The sequence below is a fragment of the Enterobacter sp. NFIX58 genome (assembly GCF_900110475.1).
GTDB classification, from domain to species: domain Bacteria; phylum Pseudomonadota; class Gammaproteobacteria; order Enterobacterales; family Enterobacteriaceae; genus Enterobacter; species Enterobacter quasiroggenkampii.
On sequence record NZ_FODW01000003.1, the window covers coordinates 300,899 to 320,980 of the forward strand.

The window sequence follows — 20,082 nt, forward strand, 5'->3', positions numbered from 1 at the left end:
TAATAAACCAGTTAGCGACGGATTCCCTTGCATTCGAAACGGAATCGAGTAGTATTCTTTCTATGCGTCGGCACGTAGCGCAGCCTGGTAGCGCACCGTCATGGGGTGTCGGGGGTCGGAGGTTCAAATCCTCTCGTGCCGACCAAAAATACATTGAAAACCAGCCTCTTATGGCTGGTTTTTTATTTCGCCTCGTCCGGCGTTTTGCGCAGGTACACCAGCGTAACCAGGCAAATCACCGCTCCGGCATAGAACGTATATTCCGCGCCAAACGTTTCCCAGATGACCCCGGCGCCCAGGCTGGCGACTAACAATCCCACGCCGCTGACCAGACTAAAAATGCCGTAGGCGGTACCGCGCAGATCCGCAGGCGCGGTTTTCGCAATCATTGCCGCCAGCAGCCCCTGCGTCATCCCCATATGCACTCCCCAGAGCGCAACGCCCAGAAGCATTCCAGCCCAGTGGGTGCTCAGCGCCAGCACAACATCTGCCCCAATCAGCATCACCAGCCCCCACTGCAGTAATCGGGTGTGGCTCATCCCGTCCGATAACTTGCCAAACGGATAGGCAGAGAGGAAATAGAGCAGATTCATGGCCACCATCACCAGCGGGATCAGCGCCAGCGGCACCCCCGACTGCTGTGCGCGCAGCACAAGAAAGGCTTCACTGAAACGTGCGAGCGTGAAGATGGCCCCCAGGCCAATAACCCACCAGCAGCCTTTCCCGAGACGCCTGAGGTTCTCTTTTTTGATGGGGTTCGTGCGTTTATGTTCGACGGGCGTTTTCGGCTCATGCAGGCCGAAGAAAAGCAGCGCCACGGCGAGCACGCCGGGGATCACCGCGATCCAGAAAATCGTGCGGAAATCATCGTTCCAAAGCAGCATTAATCCTACGGCCAGCAGCGGCCCGAGAAATGCGCCGACTGTGTCCATCGACTGACGCAGCCCAAAGGCCGCGCCGCGAAGTTCCGGCGGCGTAACATCAGCAACCAGCGCATCGCGCGGCGCTCCCCGTATCCCCTTCCCGACCCGGTCGATTAAGCGCGCCCCAAGGATCATGCCGGAAGAAGAGGCGATAGCGAACAACGGTTTACTCAATGCGCCAAGACCGTAGCCCAGAACCGCCAGTCCTTTACGCTTGCCCAGATAGTCACTGATGGCGCCGGAAAACACCTTGATAAACAGCGCCGTAGCTTCAGCCAGGCCTTCAATCAAACCAATGAAAATAACGCTGGCGCCCAGCGTCGTCACCATAAACAGCGGCAGCAGGCTGTGAATAATCTCCGAGGAGATATCCATTAACATACTGACGCCGCCCACCACCCAGACTCCTTTCGGGATCCGGCTGAGCGTTGCAAACCGGGATAACATTGCGCATCTCCTGCTTCATGTTGAACTGTCTTGTTCGAAACAGAATATCCTGGAAATGCGAATAAAAATTATTAGACATAAAAAAAGCCACCCCGCAGGATGGCTTCGATATCGCAAATCGGCGTCTAGTGTTTATCACGTTCGCCCAGGAAGAAAATGCCCAGCGGGATGGCCAGCAGAACGGTGAACACCAGGCTGTAGACAAAGATCATCGCCGATTGCAGGACATACATGCTGGTTGTCCAGGCAGAGAGAGGAATGTTGTACTGTTCGATGACGCCAACAATGGTGGCCCGCCCCACGCACGCGGCAGCAATCATAAACACAACCAGCAGCGCCAGGAGGAACTTGCGGCCTTCAGGCGTTTTCAGTTTTGCACGAACCATCTCTCTTCCCTTTTACAGATGAATAACATTATAGAGGGTCTAAAATAACACAAACGCCTGCCGGACTCCACGCCAGTACAAATCTCTACTTGAATGGCAAATATGTGGTTTATTACGCTATTCATATTGAAAATGTAAGTAAATAACACCAATCATTCATAGTTGATATGTTAACCTGTGCAGGATCGTTTTGACATAAAGGAATGACAATGAAAAACGCACCTAAATTTGCCATCGCACTCATCGCCGCCGCGTGTGTCAGCACCAGTGCTTTCGCCAGCGAAACACCTAAAGAGCAGCCGCTGGAAAAAGTCGCCCCGTATCCGAAAGCGGATAAAGGGATGAAGCGTCAGGTGATCCAGCTGCCGGCACAGCAGGATGAAGCGAATTTCAAAGTAGAGCTGTTAATTGGCAAGACGCTGGAAGTGGATTGCAACCAGCATCGCCTGGGTGGTCAGCTGGAAAGCAAAACGCTGGAAGGCTGGGGTTACGACTACTACGTCTTTGATAAAGTGACCTCGCCGGTCTCCACCATGATGGCCTGCCCGGATGGCAAGAAAGAGAAGAAATTTGTGACAGCGTATCTGGGCGACAATAGCCTGCTGCGCTACAACAGCAAGTTGCCGATCGTGGTTTATACGCCTGAAAACGTGGAAGTGAAGTATCGCGTGTGGAAGGCTGAAGAGAAGATTGAGCAGGCTGTCGTACGTTGAAATTAAGTCGGGTGGCGGCTTCGCCTTACCCGACCTACAAAACAACACCGAACATAGGCCGGGTAGGCGTCAGCGCCACCCGGCTTTTTTACCTTACAGCGCGATATCCGCAACCGGTTTGTTTTCCGGCTGAGGCTTCAGCTCCGCTTTTGGCGCAGCATCCGCAGCCTGCGGTTTGATGTACTGCAGCTGCAGTACGCGGCTGGTGTATTCCAGCTCCTGCTCCGTCGCGCTCACGTTACCGTTCAGCTTCGTGCCGTAGGATGGAATAATGGTCTTCAGCTTCGCCTGCCATTCCGGACTGGCGACTTTATCTTTAAACACTTTTTCCATCAGGTGCAGCATGATTGGCGCAGCGGTAGATGCACCCGGTGACGCACCCAGCAGCGCGGCGATGGTGCCGTCCTTATCGCTCACCACTTCGGTACCCAGACGCAGCACGCCGCCCTCTTTCGGATCGCGCTTGATGATCTGTACGCGCTGACCCGCCTGCCACAGGCGCCAGTCTTCTTTCTTCGCCTGCGGATAGTACTCTTTCAGCGCCTCGAAACGGTCGTCGTCAGAGAGCATCACCTGGCTAATCAGGTATTTCACCAGATCGAAGTTATCCAGCCCCACGTCCATCATCGGCTTGACGTTAGAGGTGGTGGTGGCGCTCAGCAGATCCCACAGGGAGCCGTTTTTCAGGAACTTCGTGGAGAAGGTCGCGAACGGTCCAAACAGCACCACGCGTTTGCCGTCAAGCATACGGGTGTCAATGTGCGGAACAGACATTGGCGGCGCGCCCACGGAAGCCTGACCGTACACTTTTGCCAGATGACGGTTCACCACTTCCGGGTTATCGGACACCAGGAACTGACCGCCGACCGGGAAGCCCGCGTAGTCGTCCGCTTCCGGAATACCGGACTCCTGCAGCAGCTTCAGCGCCGCGCCACCCGCACCGATAAAGACAAACTTCGCCTTGATGACGTGCTCGGCTTCATTGTTTTTCAGATCGGCAACGGTCACGCTCCAGCTGTTATCCGCGTTGCGCTTGAAACCGCGCACTTCGGTGCTGAGCTGCAGGTTGAAGTTCTCTTTTTTCTTCAGAGACGTCACCAGCTGACGGGTAATTTCACCGTAGTTGACGTCGGTACCAATTTCGGTACGGGTCGCCGCCACTTTCTGGTTCGGGTCACGACCTTCCATGACCAGCGGAGCCCACTCTTTAATCTGCGCGTGATCTTCAGAGTATTTCATCCCGCGGAACAGCGTGCTCTGCTGCAGTGCGGCGTAGCGCGCGCGCAGGAAGTTGACGTTCTGCTCGCCCCACACAAAGCTCATGTGCGGTACGGTATTGATAAAGGAGTGCGGGTCGTGCAGCACGCCGCTGTTGACCTGGTGAGACCAGAACTGACGAGAAACCTGGAACGCCTCGTTGATCTCTACCGCTTTCTCGATACTAATGGAACCGTCCTTTTTCTGCGGCGTATAGTTCAGTTCCATGAGTGCCGAATGGCCGGTACCGGCGTTGTTCCAGCCGTTCGAACTCTCCTGCGCCACGCCATCAAGGCGCTCGACCATGGTCATTGACCAGTCCGGCTGCAGTTCTTGCAGATAGGTTCCCAGCGTGGCGCTCATGATACCGCCACCGATTAAAAGGACGTCCGTTTCCTGCTCTTTTGGTGCGTCAGCTTTCGCCGCCATGGAGACGGTGTTAAGCCCCACGGCCAGAGAAAAGAGCATGGCAGTCATTTTTTTCATAATTTATGCCTTAGTGTAAAAGTGCTTGATGCGTGGAAATTGCAGGTGAAAAAAGCTGCGGGGGCACGGTAACAACTTTTAAATATTGTTTAAAGGTTACGAAATTATTGTAATTGTGAAATTTAATGATGGATTGTTTGTGAGGAATTCTCGAAGCGTCTGGTAAAGGGCGGTTTAACGGGCTAGTATGTTGCGTTTTGTGATCGCGCGCACGGAAGCCTGCCCTAACCAGCGAAACGTTATGTCCCTACCCCATTCTCCTTTATCTCCCGAAAACCGTGTCGCCAGCGTGCTGCGTTCCCCTAAGCAGCTGACGCGTGAAACGCTGGCGGGCGTGATTACCGCCCTGGCGCTGATCCCCGAGGTCATCTCATTTTCCGTGGTGGCGGGCGTTGACCCGAAGGTCAGCCTGATCGCTTCCGTGGTGCTCTGTCTTGCCCTGTCCGTACTGGGCGGTCGCCCGGCGATGGTCACGGCCGCGGCCGGTTCCGTGGCGCTGGTTATTGGGCCCATGGTGCATCAGCACGGCGTACAGTACATTCTTCCCGCCGTGCTCATGGCTGGCGTGATTCAGATTCTGTTTGGCGTGCTGGGCATGGCAAGGCTGATGCGCTTTATTCCCCAGTCGGTCATGACCGGGTTTGTTAACGCCCTCGGGATATTGATTTTCTTTGCGCAGGTTCCCCATTTCTGGAGCCGAAGCCCGCTGATTGTGGGCCTGTTCGTGCTGACGGTACTGATCGTGCTGTGGGTGCCGCGCTATATCAAAAGCATCCCTTCCCCACTGATTGCGATTGTGCTGTTAACCTTGTTTACCGTTTCAACCGGGCAAAGCCTGCCGACCGTGGGCGATGAAGGCGCCATGAGCGGCGGCTTGCCGGGTCTTAGTGAACTTCTGGTCCCTCTCAATCTCCAGACGCTGAGCATAATCTGGCCGTGCGCGTTGAGCATCGCGTTTGTCGGCCTGCTGGAATCCCTGCTGACCGCAAAGCTGGTGGATGAGCTGACCGCGACACCGTCAAGTAAACGCCGCGAAAGCATTGGATTAGGCGTCGGCAATATCCTGGCCGGATTTTACGGTGGTATTGCGGGCTGCGCGATGATCGGACAAACCATTGTTAACGTGGAGATGGGGAAAGGCCGAAGCCGCATTTCAACCTTCGCTGCGGGCATCGTGCTGCTGATCCTGGTGACGGCGCTCAGCGACGTGATGGCCAACATCCCGATGGCGGTGCTGGCGGGCATTATGGCGATTGTCGCCGTCAAAACCTTCAGCTGGCACAGCCTTCAGCCGGGCACGCTGAAAACGGCTCCGATTGCAGAAACGGTCGTCATGCTGGTGACCGTTGCCGCCACGGTATCAACCGGCAATCTGGCGATTGGCGTGCTGGGCGGGATTATCGTCATGGTGCTGCTTCCCGCCCGCATTAAGCGTCGGCTTAAAGCAGAAAAATCGTCGCCAGCCCAAGAAAAATAAAGAAACCGCCGGTATCGGTGATGGCGGTGATCATCACGCTCGACCCCACCGCGGGGTCGCGACCCAGTTTGGTCATGGTCAACGGGATAATAACGCCCATCATCGATGCCACCAGCAGATTCAGCACCATCGCCAGCATCATCACCCCACCCAGCGCCATATCGTCATACAACCACCAGGTGATGCCCCCCATAATCCCGCCCCAGACCAGGCCGTTGATCAACGCCACCCCCATCTCTCTGAAGATCAGAAAGGCGAAGTTGCCGGGCTGAATATTCTCCAGCGCCAGCGCGCGAACGATCATCGTGATAGTCTGATTGCCAGTATTACCGCCAATCCCGGCCACAATCGGCATCAGCGAGGCCAGCGCCACCAGCTGCGAAATGGTATGTTCAAAACCGTCAATCACGCGGGAGGCGATAAACGCGGTACACAGGTTAATGGCCAGCCACGCCCAGCGCGTTTTCACCGCCTTGCCGACGGAGGCATGGACGTCATCTCCCGCACTGATCCCCCCCAGCGCACGCAGGTCGTTGTCGGTTTCTTCATAAACGACGTCAACGATCTCGTCGATGGTCAGACGCCCCATCAGTTTGCCAACGGAGTCCACGACGGCGGCACTGACGAGGTCGTCACGTTCGAAGGTACGCGCCGCTTTCTCGGCATCGTCCTCCGGGGAGAAGACCATCGGCTCGTTTTCCATCACCTCGCTCACCTTCCGCTGGGTGCTGTTGAGCAGGATGGTTTTCAGCTCCAGCTCGCCGAGCAGGGTTTTATCCCGGGAGGTGACAAACAGCTTATCGGTGTTATCCGGCATTTTGCCCAGGCGACGCAGATAGCGCTGCACGGTGCCGAGCGTCACGTCCGGACGCACCGTGATAACGCCGAACTCCATGATCGCGCCGACGCTGTTTTTCTCGTAGTGCATCACCTGGCGCACGCGCGCGCGTTCATCGGCAGGCAGTGACGCCAGCAGACGGCCGGTCAGGTTTCGCGGCAGGTGCTGAACCAGGTAAATCTGCTCGTCGATATCCAGGGTTTGCAGAGCGTCGAGAATATCCCGGTCGCTCATCTCGTCGATCAGGTCGTCCCAGACGTTTTCTGAGGCCTCAAGCAGCACCTGTCCGCGCTCGTGATCCTGCACCAGCCGCCACAGGGCGTGACGTTCTTCCGAGGGAAGCGCTTCCAGGGTATCCGCCAGATCCGGCGGGGGTAAGTGAGCAACCAGCGCACCTACCTCAGCAATATCGTCGGCTAAAGTGCCGACATCATATTGCTCAGCCAGGGTCAGTTTGCCTAATAGCGTAGAGGTGACCGCTTTATCGGTCGTGAGAAGCCAGATCAGTCGCGCACGTTCCTGGTCACGCTGTCTGGCGCTGTTTTTCTTTAATACCGACATCAATCATAAATCCATGAAATAAGTTGGTATTAAGCATAGCGCGAGGATATGTAAATAAGAATAAACAACGGGGCGGGATGGAGAAAAAAGCAGCATTACGGCCACGATTATCCCCTCTCCCTGTGGGAGAGGGTTAGGGTGAGGGCATCAGGCCGTACGCGCCACCGCGTCACGCGAGGCTGCATCGCGCTCTTCACCGGTCAGCTCGCTCAGCCTGCCGTCGCGCATCTCCAGCAGACGGTCAGCATGAATAAAGTAATGATCGTCGTGGCTGATGGCGAAAATGGTTTTACCCATCTGCTGCATCAGCGGCAGCAGCACCTGATAAAACTCGCGGCGGAAGTGCGGGTCCTGATCCGCCGCCCACTCATCCAGCAGAATGATGTCACGCTCTTCCGCCAGCGCCAGCAGCAGCGCCACGCGCTTTTTCTGCCCTTTGGAAAGCTTCAGATTGAGAATTTTACCGTCCTGAAGTTCCAGCTTGTGGGACATCTGCAGCTGCGCCAGCCATTTTTCCACCAGCGCAGGATTGGCCTGCTGCCCTTCCGGACCCAGCAGTTGCTCAAACAGCCAGACGTCGGTGAACACCGCCGAGAATAGCTTGCGGTAATCTTCGGGCTTCTCCGCGCTCAGCGCTCTGCCATCCAGTAAAATCTCGCCCGACTGCGGCTGATAAAGCCCGGTGAGCAGCATCGCCAGCGTCGATTTACCGCTGCCGTTGCCGCCAATCAGGAACAGCAGCTCGCCGCGGCGGATCGTCAGGTTGACCGGCCCCACGGAGAAGGCGCTGTCCTGATAGCGGAACGTGACGTTACGCAGCTCCAGCGTCTGCCAGTCAGGGAAGGCTTGCGGGCGCGGGAATTCGGCTTTAAACGGCGCGAGATCGAATTTGTTGAGCTTATTAAAGGCCACCTGCGCACTCAGTAAGGTGGGCAACGCGCCGACCGCAGAGAGCAGCGGCGTGCGCAAAAACAGCAGCGTCAGCGAGTAGGTTGCCGCGACGTTGGTGTCCGCCCAGCCCAGGCTGTTCGCCATCCAGAATACCAGGCCAATGGCGCCCAGCATCATAATGTTTGACCAGTTCACCGCGCTCAGGTGGAAGGTATCAGCGCGAATGATGTGATGCCGGTACTCGCGTGCGTCCGGAATATAGAGATGGTTAAAGATATACTCGGCGCGCTCGCGGTTCAGGGTGAGTTCTTTGCGCCCTTCCAGTACCGTCTGGTAGTCGTTATAGAGCTTATCTTCGGTTTCGCGCAGCACCGCCATGTGTTTATAGACGCGTGACACCAGGACAAAACCGCCCCAGATGGTGATGGCGATCCACAGCGCAGTCACCGCCAGCATTTTGCTGGAGAGCCAGGCGAGATAGGCCGCCGAGCCAAAGGTCAGAATGATCCCCTGCACCAGCTCGGGCAGACGAACGAACGCGATGGTAATGGCGCGTACGTCGCTGGTCAGCCCCGCCAGCAGGGAGGCGCTGCCGAGCTGCTCAACGCGCTCGACCTGGGTGTCCAGGATCCGCTTGATAAACTCACTGCGCAAACGAAAAACGAAATGGTGGCCGAGCGCGGTCAGCGCCAACTGGGAGCCGAGCGTAACCGCCATCAGCAGCAGCAGCAGGCCAAGAAACTCCGGCAATACGGAGAGCGAGGTGTCGACCATTTCAATCAACCGCACGTTAATAAACGCGATCAGGCCAATACCCAGAGCGGCGCTGGCCAGGCTTAACGCCATAACGGCGATGAAGGGCCAGCGGTACTGACGCCAGACGAGGAGAAGTAGTTGCATGCAGGCAATCCGGACAATAAAAATCAGCGAGCAGTGTAAACTGCCCTGCGCGGACATCAAGAATAATTCTTATTTTAGTTTACGCATCCCCGCCTGACGGAAGGTCAGATTAAAGCGGTACTCGCCCGTGAGGGGGTGAACGCCGGGTTTCAGCGGCTGAATGCCGTGATAATAAAGCCGCGATTCCCTGCCCCACACCACCACATCGCCATGTTCCAGCATAATGCGTTTGAGCGGATCGTTGCGGCGTAATCCCCCAAACTGAAAGACGGCGGGCAGGCCTAACGATACCGATACGATAGGCGCGCGCAGATCGGGCTCATCCTTGTCCTGATGCAGCGAGAGCTTCGCACCGATGGCGTAGCGGTTAATCAGACAGGCATCAGGACGAAAATCCGGATAATCCGCCGCCACGGCAGCCTCGTGACAAAGTGCCTGAAAAACCGCAGGCATGGGAGGCCAGGGCCGGTCGGTCGTGGGATCGTTTGGAGCATACACATACCCACGTTCGTTTGTCGCCCAGCCCAGTTCGCCGCAGTTGGCCATGGCCACCGACATGGTGTAGCCGCCCGGCGTCACCATATGGCGAAACGGTGAAACCGCCGTGACCTCTTCAATACCGGCAAGCAACGCCTCCGCACGGGAGAGAGCAAAGCGGCGCAGGATCGCTGCCCCTGGCGCAAGCGGTTCCTGCCAGGGTTCAGCATCCGCAAAAAGATCGAGCATTATTCCTCCCGGCGTTTCGCCTCACGTTTCAGTAACAGCGCTTTTCGCGCCGTCCCCCAGCGATAGCCCGACAGCGCACCGTCGTTGCGAACCACCCGATGGCAGGGGATCACAATTGCCAGCGTGTTTGCGGCACAGGCGCCTGCTACGGCGCGTACCGCACTGGGTTGGCCAATCGCCTGCGCCACCTGCTGGTAGCTTGCCGTTTCGCCGCAGGGAATAGTGCGAAGGGCCTGCCAGACGCGCTGCTGGAACGCGGTACCGCGAATATCCAGCGGCAGCGCAAGCGGTACGTCGCGGTTATCAATACTGGCAATGACCTGGTGGATCCGCTGCACAAAGGCGTCGTCCAGCGGCGCGTGCGTAGCTTTTGGAAATTGCGTGGCAAGCTCTGCGGTGACTTCCGTATCGGTGTCACCCAGCAGAATCGCGCAGATCCCCCGCTCGCTTTCGGCAACCAGACAGCGTCCTAACGAACAGTCATCGATGGCATACCGCACAGCCACCTCTCCTTTACGGTACTGCTTCGCCGTCATGCCCAACGCATCGTTGGCTTTACGATAATAGCTGCTGCTGTCGGGAAATCCCGCCGCCAGCACGGCATCGGTAATTTTGTCTCCCTGCGCAAGCGCGGTGCGCAGACGCTGACCCCGCGCCGCCTGCTGCCAGGCTTTGGGCGTCATGCCGGTCACCGACTTAAACAGGCGGTGGAAATGGAAAGGACTCATGGCAACCTGCTCCGCCAGTCTCTCCAGGGTTAACGCGGGATCCTGCTCCAGAAGCCGGCAGGCATGTTCCACTTTTGCCAGCTTCTGCGCCTGCGGATCGCGTTTGTCCGGCATGCAGCGCTTGCACGGACGAAAGCCCGCCTGAGCGGCGTGCCGGGCATCAGGATAAAAGCGGACATTTTTACGCAGCGCGTGGCGGGCACGGCATGACGGGCGGCAGAAAATACCCGTCGTCTGCACGGCGAAGACAAACTGATCGTCAGCGAGCGGATCGCGGGCCAGCACGGCCTGCCAGCGATCCTCATCGGTCATTAAGGTTGGGTTTTTCATGATCGGCTCCTCGTATAAGCATACATAGAGCGTGCCTGAGCGCCACCGATAAAAAACCCGCAACCTTGCTTTTTAATTTTTGTCGCTGACCAGGAAACTGTTGAACTGCGGCGAGCTCCAGGTTTTGAACCCGTCGCCCTCTTTGGTGATCATATAAACTGCCAGCCCTTCCTGACGGACCACCTCTTTGGCTTTTTCCGGGCCGAGAACCATTAATCCGGTATCCCAGGCATCCGCTTCCAGCGCGGTGGGGGCAATGACCGTTACCGAGACCAGGTTATGCGTGATGGGGCGTCCGGTCTGCGGATCAATCACGTGCGAAATACGCTTCCCGTCAAGCTCGTAATAGTTGCGATAGCTTCCGGAGGTGCTGATGCCATGTCCGTTGATATCCACTATCGCCTGCACGGCATTTTGCCGATCGGTTGGTTTTTGAATCGCTACGCGCCACGGCTTATCGCTGGCGTTCATGCCCCGACTGACCAACGCGCCGCCCACCGAGACCAGATAACGGGAAATTCCTTCCTGCGCCATCAGTGCAGCAAGATGATCCGCCGCATAGCCTTCCCCGACCGTCGACAGATCGACAAACAGATCGGGGATATCTTTTTGCAGGTACTGCTGCCCGTACTGGTTGATCACGGTCAGATGCTGTAGACCTGTCCGGGCGCGGGCGTCATCAATGGCCGCCTGTTCGGGCGTCTTCACCGGCTGTTTATTGGGGCCAAATCCCCAGAGGTTCACCAGAGGACCGACGGTCACATCCATCGCCCCGTTGGTTTTATAACCCACGCGCATTGCCTCGGTCACGATATCGGCCATCGCCTCGCTCACCGGCCACAGAGAAGTGCTGGTCGAGAGGTTAAAGCGCATCAGCGCCGAGTCATTTTTATAGGTCGACAGCAGCTGATCGTCGGCGTCCAGCTGCGACTGGATTTTGCCGCGAAGTTCATCCGTGCGTGTTTTATCGAGGTTCATCACGCTGACGCGCCAGAAGGTGCCCATCGTTTTACCTTCGAGCACCGTCGCGGCAGGTGCATCGGTTTTCGCCACGGTCGCGGGATCGTTACACGCGGTCAGGAAAAAAAGCATAGCCAGAAAGCTGGCGCGTAAAAAAGTCATGTCCATTCATTATTATCCTCATGCCAGGGCGGCAAGAGTACACCAAAACAGGGGCGTTGTGAGAATCTGAGAAGCACAAAAAAGGGGGGCCATCAGCCCCCCTTACGTCACACGTTAACGCGATTAGAACTGGTAAACCAGGCCCAGCGCGACGATATCGTCAGTACCGATACCCGCCTGACGGGTGAAGTCATTTTCATCAACCAGGTTGATTTTGTAATCCACGTAGGTGGACATGTTTTTGTTGAAGTAGTAAGTCGCACCTACATCAACATATTTCAGCAGATCCTGATCGCCGTAACCTTCGATGTCTTTGCCTTTAGACTGCAGATAAGCCACGGATGGACGCAGGCCGAAGTCGAACTGGTACTGAGCAACCACTTCGAAGTTCTGCGCTTTGTTGGCCCAACCCAGATCGCCTGCGCGAGTCGCGTTGTAGGTCTGAGTATACTGAGCAGCCAGGTAGATGTTGTTCGCGTCGTATTTCAGACCGCCGGTATAGGTTTCAGCACGGTCGCCAGTACCGAAGCCCATGTCGTTCTGGGAACTGGTGCGCTTAGAGCTGGACACGGCAGTACCAATACCGAAGCCTTCGCCCAGGTTATAAGTGATAGAACCGCCAACGCCATCACCGTTCTGACGCAGTGCTTCACGACCGTTGTTGGTCTGGTCTTCACCGCTTACGCTACCGTTTTTACCTTGATACTGAACAGCGAAGTTCAGACCATCAACCAGGCCGAAGAAATCGCTGTTACGATAGGTCGCAAAGCCGTTACCACGCTGCTGCATGAAGTTGTCAGAACCGTAGGTGTCACCGCCGAATTCTGGCAGAACGTCGGTCCAGGAAGTTACATCGTAAACTACGCCGTAGTTACGACCGTAGTCGAAAGAACCCGCGTCACCAAATTTCAGACCGGCAAACGCCACACGGGTCCAGGCGTTGTTTTCATTCTCACCTGAGTTACCCTGAATCTGGTATTCCCACTGGCCGTAACCGGTCAGCTGATCGTTAACCTGGGTTTCGCCTTTGAAGCCAAGACGCATGTAGGTCTGGTCGCCATCAGCGCTGTCGTCATCGGAGAAATAGTGCAGACCATCAACTTTACCGTACAGATCTAATTTGTTGCCATCTTTGTTATAAATTTCGGCCGCATTTGCTGCGCCTGCCACCAGGAGTGCTGGTACCAGGAGGGACAGTACTTTAACTTTCATTTTATTAACCCTCTGTTATATGCCTTATAATTGCCACTGCTTACTGGTTAACCCTCATTAACCAGTCGGCAATTTCATTCTCCGCAAAATTACAGAATAATCCAACGCGAATATGATACGAAAACTTTGAAGATGTTTCATTTATCCATCAACATGTTTCAAAATGTAAATAACAAGGAACTTTTACAAAGCACAAATAGCTTAGAAATTTAGCACTTATAATCAAAAGGAAAAACATACCAATAATAATCAATAAGTTATAATAAAAATCGTTACAGCACTGAATGACAAAACAAGATCTCACCTAATCTCTAAAATATCTCTCGCTATCATCATTAACTTTATTTATTACCGTCATTCAGTTTTGAATGTCTGTTTATCCCTAATTGAGCCGGATGCTTCGCATTCGGTTTTTTTTTACCTTTCTTTACGTAACTTCTCGTTTTTTGTGCTACCGCACCGAAATTGTAACGACTATTAACTAAATTCTCATCGGCCGTCCTTCGCGAACACACAATTGATGTAAAACTTAATTTCTTGTTAATTCGTGCTATTTACTGGCTCAGCGCACGTATTATTTGTACGCGCCCGGCGTGTTTGTACATGTTTACTGCGCCGCCCGCCGCCGATATTGTCCGTTGAAAAAGTCGCCTTTTCCCGGACAGTGGCGCTGGAAATTCAGTTATTACCCTTTATACTGCCCTATCGCCACAGAGCATGACCATGACGGGTTAAAGATATCAATGAGTCAGACTGAAACCACCGCCCCGAGCAAATTCTCCCTCCTCCCCGGGAGCATCACCCGTTTCTTTCTTCTTTTGATCGTTGTGCTGTTAGTGACTATGGGGGTGATGGTACAGAGCGCGGTTAATGCCTGGCTGAAGGACAAGAGCTATCAGGTCGTCGATATCACCCACGCCGTGCATAAGCGCATCGATACCTGGCGCTACGCCACCTGGCAGATTTACGACAATATTGCAGCTGCACCGGCCTCCTCATCCGGAGATGGACTTCAGGAGACACGGCTTAAGCAGGATGTCTATTACCTCGAAAAACCGCAGCGTAAGACTGAGGCGCTTATTTTTGGCTCTCACGACAGCGCGACGCTTGAGATGACGCAGCGTATTTCGACCTATCTGGATACCCTCTGGGGTGCCGAAACGGTGCCATGGTCGATGTATTATCTGAACGGTCAGGACAACAGCATGATCCTGATCTCAACGCTGCCGTTAAAAGATCTCTCTTCCGGGTTTAAAGAGACCACCGTGGGCAGCATCGTCGATTCCCGCCGGGCAGAGATGCTGCAGCAGGCGAACGCCCTTGATGAACGTGAGAGCTTCTCTTCCCTGCGCCGCCTGGCCTGGCAAAACGGTCATTATTTTACTCTGCGCACCACCTTCAACCAGCCAGGACATCTGGCGACGGTGGTCGCCTTCGATTTACCCATTAATGATTTAATCCCGCCGGATATGCCGCTCGATAGCTTCCGTCTGGAGCCCGACAGCAGCACCCAGAACATGCGTGCGGCGTCTGACAAAGAGGCCGCAGAGAGCGTATCGATCTCCTTTAACGGTTCAAAAATCGAAATTGCCTCATCCCTGAACTCGACCGGTATGCGTCTGGTGTGGCAGGTGCCGTTTGGTACGCTGTTGCTCGACACGCTGCAAAATATCCTGCTGCCTCTGCTGCTGAATATCGGTCTGCTGGCGCTGGCGCTGTTTGGCTACAGCACCTTCCGCTTCCAGTCGGGACGTCAGAGCGACGCCGCGGCGGTCCCGGCCGGTACCAGCAATGAGCTGCGCGTATTACGCGCGCTGAATGAAGAGATTGTTTCCGTGCTGCCGCTTGGGGTCTTAGTTCACGATCAGGAAGCAAATCGTACGGTAATGAGCAATAAAATTGCCGACCATCTGCTGCCGCATCTTAACCTGCAGAACATCACCACCATGGCGGATCAGCACCAGGGGGTGATTCAGGCCACCATCAACAATGAACTGTACGAGATCCGCCAGTTCCGCAGCCAGGTGGCTTCACGTACGCAAATCTTCATCATCCGCGATCAGGATCGCGAAGTGCTGGTGAATAAAAAGCTCAAGCAGGCGCAAAGACTTTATGAGAAAAACCAGCAGGGGCGCGCCGCATTTATGCAGAACATTGGCGATGCCTTCAAGCAGCCGTTAAAAACGCTGGCTACCCAGGCGGCGGCGTTAAATACGTCAGAAAGCCACCAGCTTGCCTGTCAGGCCGACTCGCTGGTTAGAATGGTTGATGAGATCCAGCTGGCGAACATGCTGGAGAATGATTTCTGGAAGGGAACCCCCACCCTCTTCTCCATTCAGGATCTGATCGATGAAGTGGTTCCGGAAGTCCTGCCCGTGATTAAGCGCAAAGGGCTGCAGCTGCTGATCAATAACAATCTCCCGGCAAATGATGAACGCCACGGCGATCGTGAAGCGCTGCGCCGCATACTGTTGATGATTATTCAGTACGCGGTAACCACCACGCAGATCGGCAAGATCACCCTCGAAGTCAGTACGGAGGAGTCCGCAGAAGACCGCCTGACGTTCCGCATCCTGGACACCGGGGAAGGCGTCACCACGAGTGAAATTGATAATCTGCACTTCCCGTTCCTGAATGACACGCAAAGCGATCGCTACGGCAAGGCAAATGCCCTTACCTTCTGGCTGTGCGATCAGCTGGCGCGTAAGCTCGGCGGCCATCTCAATATCAAGGCCCGTGAATCTCTCGGCACCCGCTATTCTCTGCACGTGAAAATGGCGGCCAATCCGCAGGAAGAAGATGAAGAGCGTCTGCTGGATGATGTCGTGGTGATGGTCGATGTTACGTCGAACGAGATCCGCAATATTGTCGTTCGTCAGTTAGAAAACTGGGGTGCGGCCTGCATCACCCCGGATGAAAGACTTGCAAGTCAAGAATTTGATCTGTTTTTAACTGATAATCCGTCTAATCTTACTGCCTCCGGCTTGCTTTTAAGCGATGATGAGTCAGGCGTGCGGAAAATCGGCCCTGGCCAGCTGCGCGTCAACTTTAATATAAGCAATGCGATGCAGGAAGCTGTACTACAACTAATAGAAGAGCAGCTGGCGCAGGAAGAGATAGCGGAATCACCGTTAGGCGGTAATGAAAATGCCGAGCTTCACGCCAGCGGATACTATTCACTCTTTGTTGATACAGTACCAGATGATGTTAAGCGGTTGTATACTGAGTCCGCTGCGAATGATTTTGCAGCGCTGGCACAGACAGCACACCGGCTTAAAGGGGTGTTTGCCATGCTTAATCTGGTTCCCGGCAAGCAGTTATGTGAAACGCTGGAACATCTAATTCGTGAGAAAGATGCCTCTGGCATTGAAAAATACATCAGCGACATTGACGCCTACGTCAAAAGCTTGCTGTAGCAAGGTAGCCTTATACATGAACAATATGAACGTAATTATTGCCGATGACCATCCGATTGTACTGTTCGGTATTCGCAAATCACTTGAACAGATCGAGTGGGTGAATGTAGTCGGTGAATTTGAAGACTCTACAGCACTGATCAATAACCTCCCAAAGCTTGATGCACACGTGCTCATTACCGATCTCTCCATGCCTGGAGACAAATACGGTGATGGGATCACGCTCATCAAATATATTAAACGTCACTTCCCGGATATCTCGATCATTGTTCTGACCATGAACAATAACCCGGCGATCCTGAGCGCGGTACTGGATCTGGACATCGAAGGGATTGTGCTGAAACAAGGCGCACCGACCGATCTGCCTAAAGCGCTTGCGGCGCTGCAGAAAGGTAAGAAGTTCACGCCTGAAAGCGTTTCTCGTCTGCTGGAAAAAATCAGCGCGGGTGGCTACGGTGACAAACGCCTGTCGCCGAAAGAGAGTGAAGTTCTGCGCCTGTTCGCAGAAGGTTTCCTGGTGACCGAGATTGCCAAGAAGCTGAACCGCAGTATTAAAACCATCAGCAGCCAGAAGAAATCAGCGATGATGAAGCTGGGCGTGGATAACGATATAGCTCTGCTGAACTATCTCTCCTCCGTCACGCTGAGCGCAACCGACAAGGATTGATCTCCGCTGTTTATGCCGGGTGGCGCTGCGCTTACCCGGCCTACAGAACCCGCAGGCCCGCGCAAGCGCAGTGCCGCCGGGCAATTAAAAAAGGCCCTTCCGGGCCTTTTTTATATCCGCGTTTTTCTCACACGCTCCGCGTAAATCGACAATGTCTGCTTCAGCACGTCCAGCGTCACCGGTTTCGACAGACAGCTGTCCATGCCTGACTCCAGACAGCGCTGCTTCTCTTCCGCCAGCGCGTTCGCCGTTACGCCCACCACCGGCAGCGTCAGGCCAAGCTGTCGGATGCGCTGCGTCAGACGGTAGCCGTCCATGTTAGGCATGTTGACGTCGCTCAGCACGATATCAATATGATTCTTACTCAGCACGTTTAGCGCATCCACGCCGTCATTGGCGGTTTTGCACTGATAGCCCAGCGATCCAAGCTGGTCAGCCAGCAGGCGACGGTTAATCGGATGGTCATCCACCACCAGAATCATCATATCGTCATTCACCGACGCCAGAGACTCCGGTGACGGCAATCCACCCGCGCCGTCGCTCTCTTCCAGTTCCACTTTGTAGATGCGCGCCAGCAGACTCAACAGCTCGTGCGGGGTGGCGACACTGTGTACCCATTCCCCTGGTGCACGCTCAACCGGGATACCGATGTGGCGACGGCAGAAGAGCACTGCCCCTCTCCCCTGCCACGGCTGTTCCGGCATCTCATCGGCGATCAGCACATCGTCCACGTCCGGTGTTTGACCTTCATAGCGGCACACCCTCACGCCGCTGTGGGTAAGCAGCGCCGTCAGATAGTCATTCAGCGAGGCGTTATGCACCGCCAGCCAGCAGCGCTTATCGCTCAGCCCGTCTACCGTGGCTTTTGCCGGATACTGCGCCGAATAGAGCGGAATGCGGATGGTGAACTGGCTGCCCATGCCGGGCTCGGTATCCACGGAGATATCACCGTCCATCATGCTGACGAGCTTCTCACAAATCGCCAGCCCCAGTCCGGTACCCTGGAAGTTACGCTGCACGCCGGTCCCGACCTGGAAGAACGGGTCGAACAGGCGAACCACTTCCTTCGCCGGGATGCCGACGCCCGTGTCGCGCACGCGAATGCTCAGGTAATCCCCCGCCCGGCAGACGTGCAGCACAATACAGCCGGTATCGGTGAATTTAATGGCGTTGCTGAGCAGGTTAGAGATGACCTGCTGCAGGCGCATCGGATCGCCGTGCAGCGTCAGCGGCACGTCCGGTTCGATAAAGCAGTAGAGCCCCAGCTGTTTACGCACCACCAGCGGGAGATAGTTGGCGCTGATATGGTTCATCACCTCGCGCGGCGAAAACTCGCGCGGCTCGATTTTCAACTGCTCGGACTCGATTTTAGAGAAGTCGAGAATATCGCTGATGATCTTCAGCAACAGGCTGGAGGAGTTGTTCATCGCCGTCACCAGCCGGTCGACGCCTTTCGGCAGCTCTTTAGTCTGCAGCAGGTCGAGGTTACCGATGATCCCGTACAGTGGCGTACGCAGCTCATGGCTGACGGTGGCAAGGAACATGGACTTCGACTGGCTGGCCTGCTCTGCCGCCTGCGCCATCTCCTGCAACGACTCTTCCATCTTCACGCGCGCGGAGACATCCACCAGCACGCAAATCGCCACGTTTTCATTGCGATAGCGGGAATGCACAAAGCTGATCTGCAGGTTGGTGTGCGTACTGGTCAACACGTCGACAAAGTTAACCTGCTGACCGCAGATAATTTGCGTCAGCCTCTGCCGGTCTTCGTGCGTTAACATGTTCAGGTAGTTATGTGCCAGTTCGTTACTCAGGATATTGGTCCCGTCCTGGGTACGCAGGATACAAATCCCCACCGGCGCCGAGGCAACAATCTTGCGGTTAAACTGCTCGTGTTCCTCCAGTCGCTGGGCGTCGCTTTCGGCAGGAATAAAGATTTTCCGCTCATACATGCGCGCCAGCGTAAACAGCGCGCCCCCCGCCAGCAGGTTGAGCAGAATCGCATTCATGATAAGAATGCGTATCCGCTCAAGCACCATATCCACCGGCAGCGAATAGACGATACTGAGCGACGAAGGCGGCAGGCTCTTCTTCAGCACCAGCTCGCGGAAACCTGAGGTATAGCCAAACCACGACCGCTCCTGCATCCAGTGCGGTTCGACGTTTAGACGGTTATCAGGCCCGGCAAGTGAAATCAGCTGATGACCGTTTTCATCCAGAATGGTCACGCCCATGGGCAGGCTGCCCGGGGTGAAGAAGTTTTCCATGCGAATGGTCTGCTCAATCCCCAGCAGCGCCTGCAGGCGATTGCCCAGATAAACCGGCGTCAGGGCGTAGAAATAGCCCACGCCCGGACGCGGGCCCTGGCTCACCCAGAAGATGTTATTGCCGCGCTCGTCCTGCGGTGCATTGCGGTATTTGACAATACGTTCATGCAGGCTTTTCAGCGCATCGTCACGTTCAACGGGCACGTCGCGCAGGCCAAAGTCAGCCATGCAGAGATTCTCGCTGCCAATCAGGAAGACGCGGTTCAGGTCATAGGCGGCGGAGAAATTGTCGCGCCAGTAGCGCATAAACCAGGCGAGCGATTCCAGAGAGCCGCGCCAGGTATTGCTCATGGTGGAGCAATCGGAATCCGGGAACAGCGGCTGGAAGTCCGGGACTTCGGTTTTGTCATCACGCCCGCGAAGCGCAAGGATGCCGTTTTCCGCCGTCAGACGATTTTCGGCAATATACTTCAGCTCCTTCATCACGTCAGACGTTCGCTGAATGTAGCGCTGGGCCTGGTCGGAGCTTAAGTTAAACTCCTGGCGGATCTCCGCTTCTTTCTGGTGCAGGGCGTTAACGATGTAAAACACCGAGAACAGGGCCACCAGCAGCCAAAGCAGGAGCGCCAGCGCCCGAAACAGATAGCGAGAGACTTTCAGCGTAGTACGAAAGGAGACGAGGTATTTCAAGGGGGCGAGGCTCCGCCGTCGGGGTCAAAAGAATGTGGTTAAGGT

At 55.4% G+C, this 20,082-nt stretch carries 14 protein-coding genes and 1 tRNA gene; 5 read left to right on the top strand and 10 right to left on the bottom strand.

Annotated features, from left to right (window positions below; genetic code table 11):
* Positions 1-68 precede the first annotated feature (68 nt).
* Positions 69-145: transfer RNA gene (locus BMW97_RS14765), tRNA-Pro, on the top strand.
* 37 nt (positions 146-182) lie between these two features.
* On the opposite strand, the gene BMW97_RS14770 is transcribed toward BMW97_RS14765, so the two are convergent.
* The gene (locus tag BMW97_RS14770; protein WP_045908701.1) at positions 183-1,370 is read right to left on the bottom strand and encodes an MFS transporter; all 1,188 of its coding nucleotides are present in this window, start codon (positions 1,368-1,370) and stop codon (positions 183-185) included.
* 125 nt (positions 1,371-1,495) lie between these two features.
* Positions 1,496-1,756: a DUF2534 family protein gene (locus tag BMW97_RS14775; protein WP_045908702.1), complete on the bottom strand. Its 261-nt coding sequence runs from the start codon at positions 1,754-1,756 to the stop codon at positions 1,496-1,498.
* Positions 1,757-1,965: 209 nt separating this feature from the next.
* Between BMW97_RS14775 and eco the strand changes: the two genes are divergently transcribed.
* Positions 1,966-2,469 (top strand): serine protease inhibitor ecotin, encoded by a 504-nt coding sequence (gene eco, locus BMW97_RS14780; protein WP_045351839.1) that lies wholly within the window; start codon positions 1,966-1,968, stop codon positions 2,467-2,469.
* A gap of 93 nt (positions 2,470-2,562) precedes the next feature.
* Here the strand turns inward: eco and mqo are convergent, their stop codons facing one another.
* On the bottom strand, positions 2,563-4,212 hold the full coding sequence (gene mqo, locus BMW97_RS14785; RefSeq protein WP_023344564.1) for a malate dehydrogenase (quinone): 1,650 nt from the start codon (positions 4,210-4,212) through the stop codon (positions 2,563-2,565).
* A gap of 187 nt (positions 4,213-4,399) precedes the next feature.
* On the opposite strand from mqo, the gene BMW97_RS14790 reads away from it, so the two are divergent.
* Positions 4,400-5,689 carry a SulP family inorganic anion transporter gene (locus tag BMW97_RS14790; protein WP_052714364.1) on the top strand — a complete coding sequence of 430 codons (1,290 nt, stop codon included), beginning with the start codon at positions 4,400-4,402 and terminating at the stop codon, positions 5,687-5,689.
* Here BMW97_RS14790 and mgtE read toward each other — a convergent pair.
* From mgtE to BMW97_RS14820, 6 genes are all read right to left on the bottom strand, one after another.
* A complete protein-coding gene (mgtE, locus tag BMW97_RS14795; protein ID WP_045414667.1) occupies positions 5,652-7,088 on the bottom strand; it encodes a magnesium transporter in 1,437 nt (478 codons plus the stop codon). The genes BMW97_RS14790 and mgtE overlap by 38 nt on opposite strands.
* A gap of 147 nt (positions 7,089-7,235) precedes the next feature.
* Entirely contained in the window at positions 7,236-8,879 is a 1,644-nt protein-coding gene (locus BMW97_RS14800; RefSeq protein ID WP_045908765.1) for a multidrug ABC transporter permease/ATP-binding protein, read from the bottom strand.
* A 69-nt stretch (positions 8,880-8,948) separates the two neighbouring features.
* Positions 8,949-9,605, bottom strand: a complete 657-nt coding sequence (gene alkB / locus BMW97_RS14805; RefSeq protein WP_045908703.1) for a DNA oxidative demethylase AlkB — start codon at positions 9,603-9,605, stop codon at positions 8,949-8,951.
* Positions 9,605-10,663 carry a bifunctional DNA-binding transcriptional regulator/O6-methylguanine-DNA methyltransferase Ada gene (ada, locus tag BMW97_RS14810; RefSeq protein ID WP_045908704.1) on the bottom strand — a complete coding sequence of 353 codons (1,059 nt, stop codon included), beginning with the start codon at positions 10,661-10,663 and terminating at the stop codon, positions 9,605-9,607. Before ada ends, alkB begins: the two co-directional genes overlap by 1 nt.
* A gap of 72 nt (positions 10,664-10,735) precedes the next feature.
* Positions 10,736-11,791, bottom strand: a complete 1,056-nt coding sequence (apbE, locus tag BMW97_RS14815; protein WP_045908705.1) for an FAD:protein FMN transferase ApbE — start codon at positions 11,789-11,791, stop codon at positions 10,736-10,738.
* Between the two features lie 117 nt (positions 11,792-11,908).
* Positions 11,909-12,997 carry a porin OmpC gene (locus BMW97_RS14820; protein WP_032663173.1) on the bottom strand — a complete coding sequence of 363 codons (1,089 nt, stop codon included), beginning with the start codon at positions 12,995-12,997 and terminating at the stop codon, positions 11,909-11,911.
* 743 nt (positions 12,998-13,740) lie between these two features.
* On the opposite strand from BMW97_RS14820, the gene rcsD reads away from it, so the two are divergent.
* Both rcsD and rcsB read left to right on the top strand, forming a co-directional pair.
* Complete coding sequence (gene rcsD / locus BMW97_RS14825; protein ID WP_045908706.1) at positions 13,741-16,413, top strand: phosphotransferase RcsD; 2,673 nt, start codon at positions 13,741-13,743, stop codon at positions 16,411-16,413.
* A gap of 16 nt (positions 16,414-16,429) precedes the next feature.
* The gene (gene rcsB, locus BMW97_RS14830) at positions 16,430-17,080 is read left to right on the top strand and encodes a response regulator transcription factor RcsB (RefSeq protein ID WP_003859405.1); all 651 of its coding nucleotides are present in this window, start codon (positions 16,430-16,432) and stop codon (positions 17,078-17,080) included.
* Between the two features lie 110 nt (positions 17,081-17,190).
* On the opposite strand, the gene rcsC is transcribed toward rcsB, so the two are convergent.
* The gene (rcsC, locus tag BMW97_RS14835; protein WP_045908707.1) at positions 17,191-20,037 is read right to left on the bottom strand and encodes a two-component system sensor histidine kinase RcsC; all 2,847 of its coding nucleotides are present in this window, start codon (positions 20,035-20,037) and stop codon (positions 17,191-17,193) included.
* Positions 20,038-20,082: the final 45 nt, after the last annotated feature.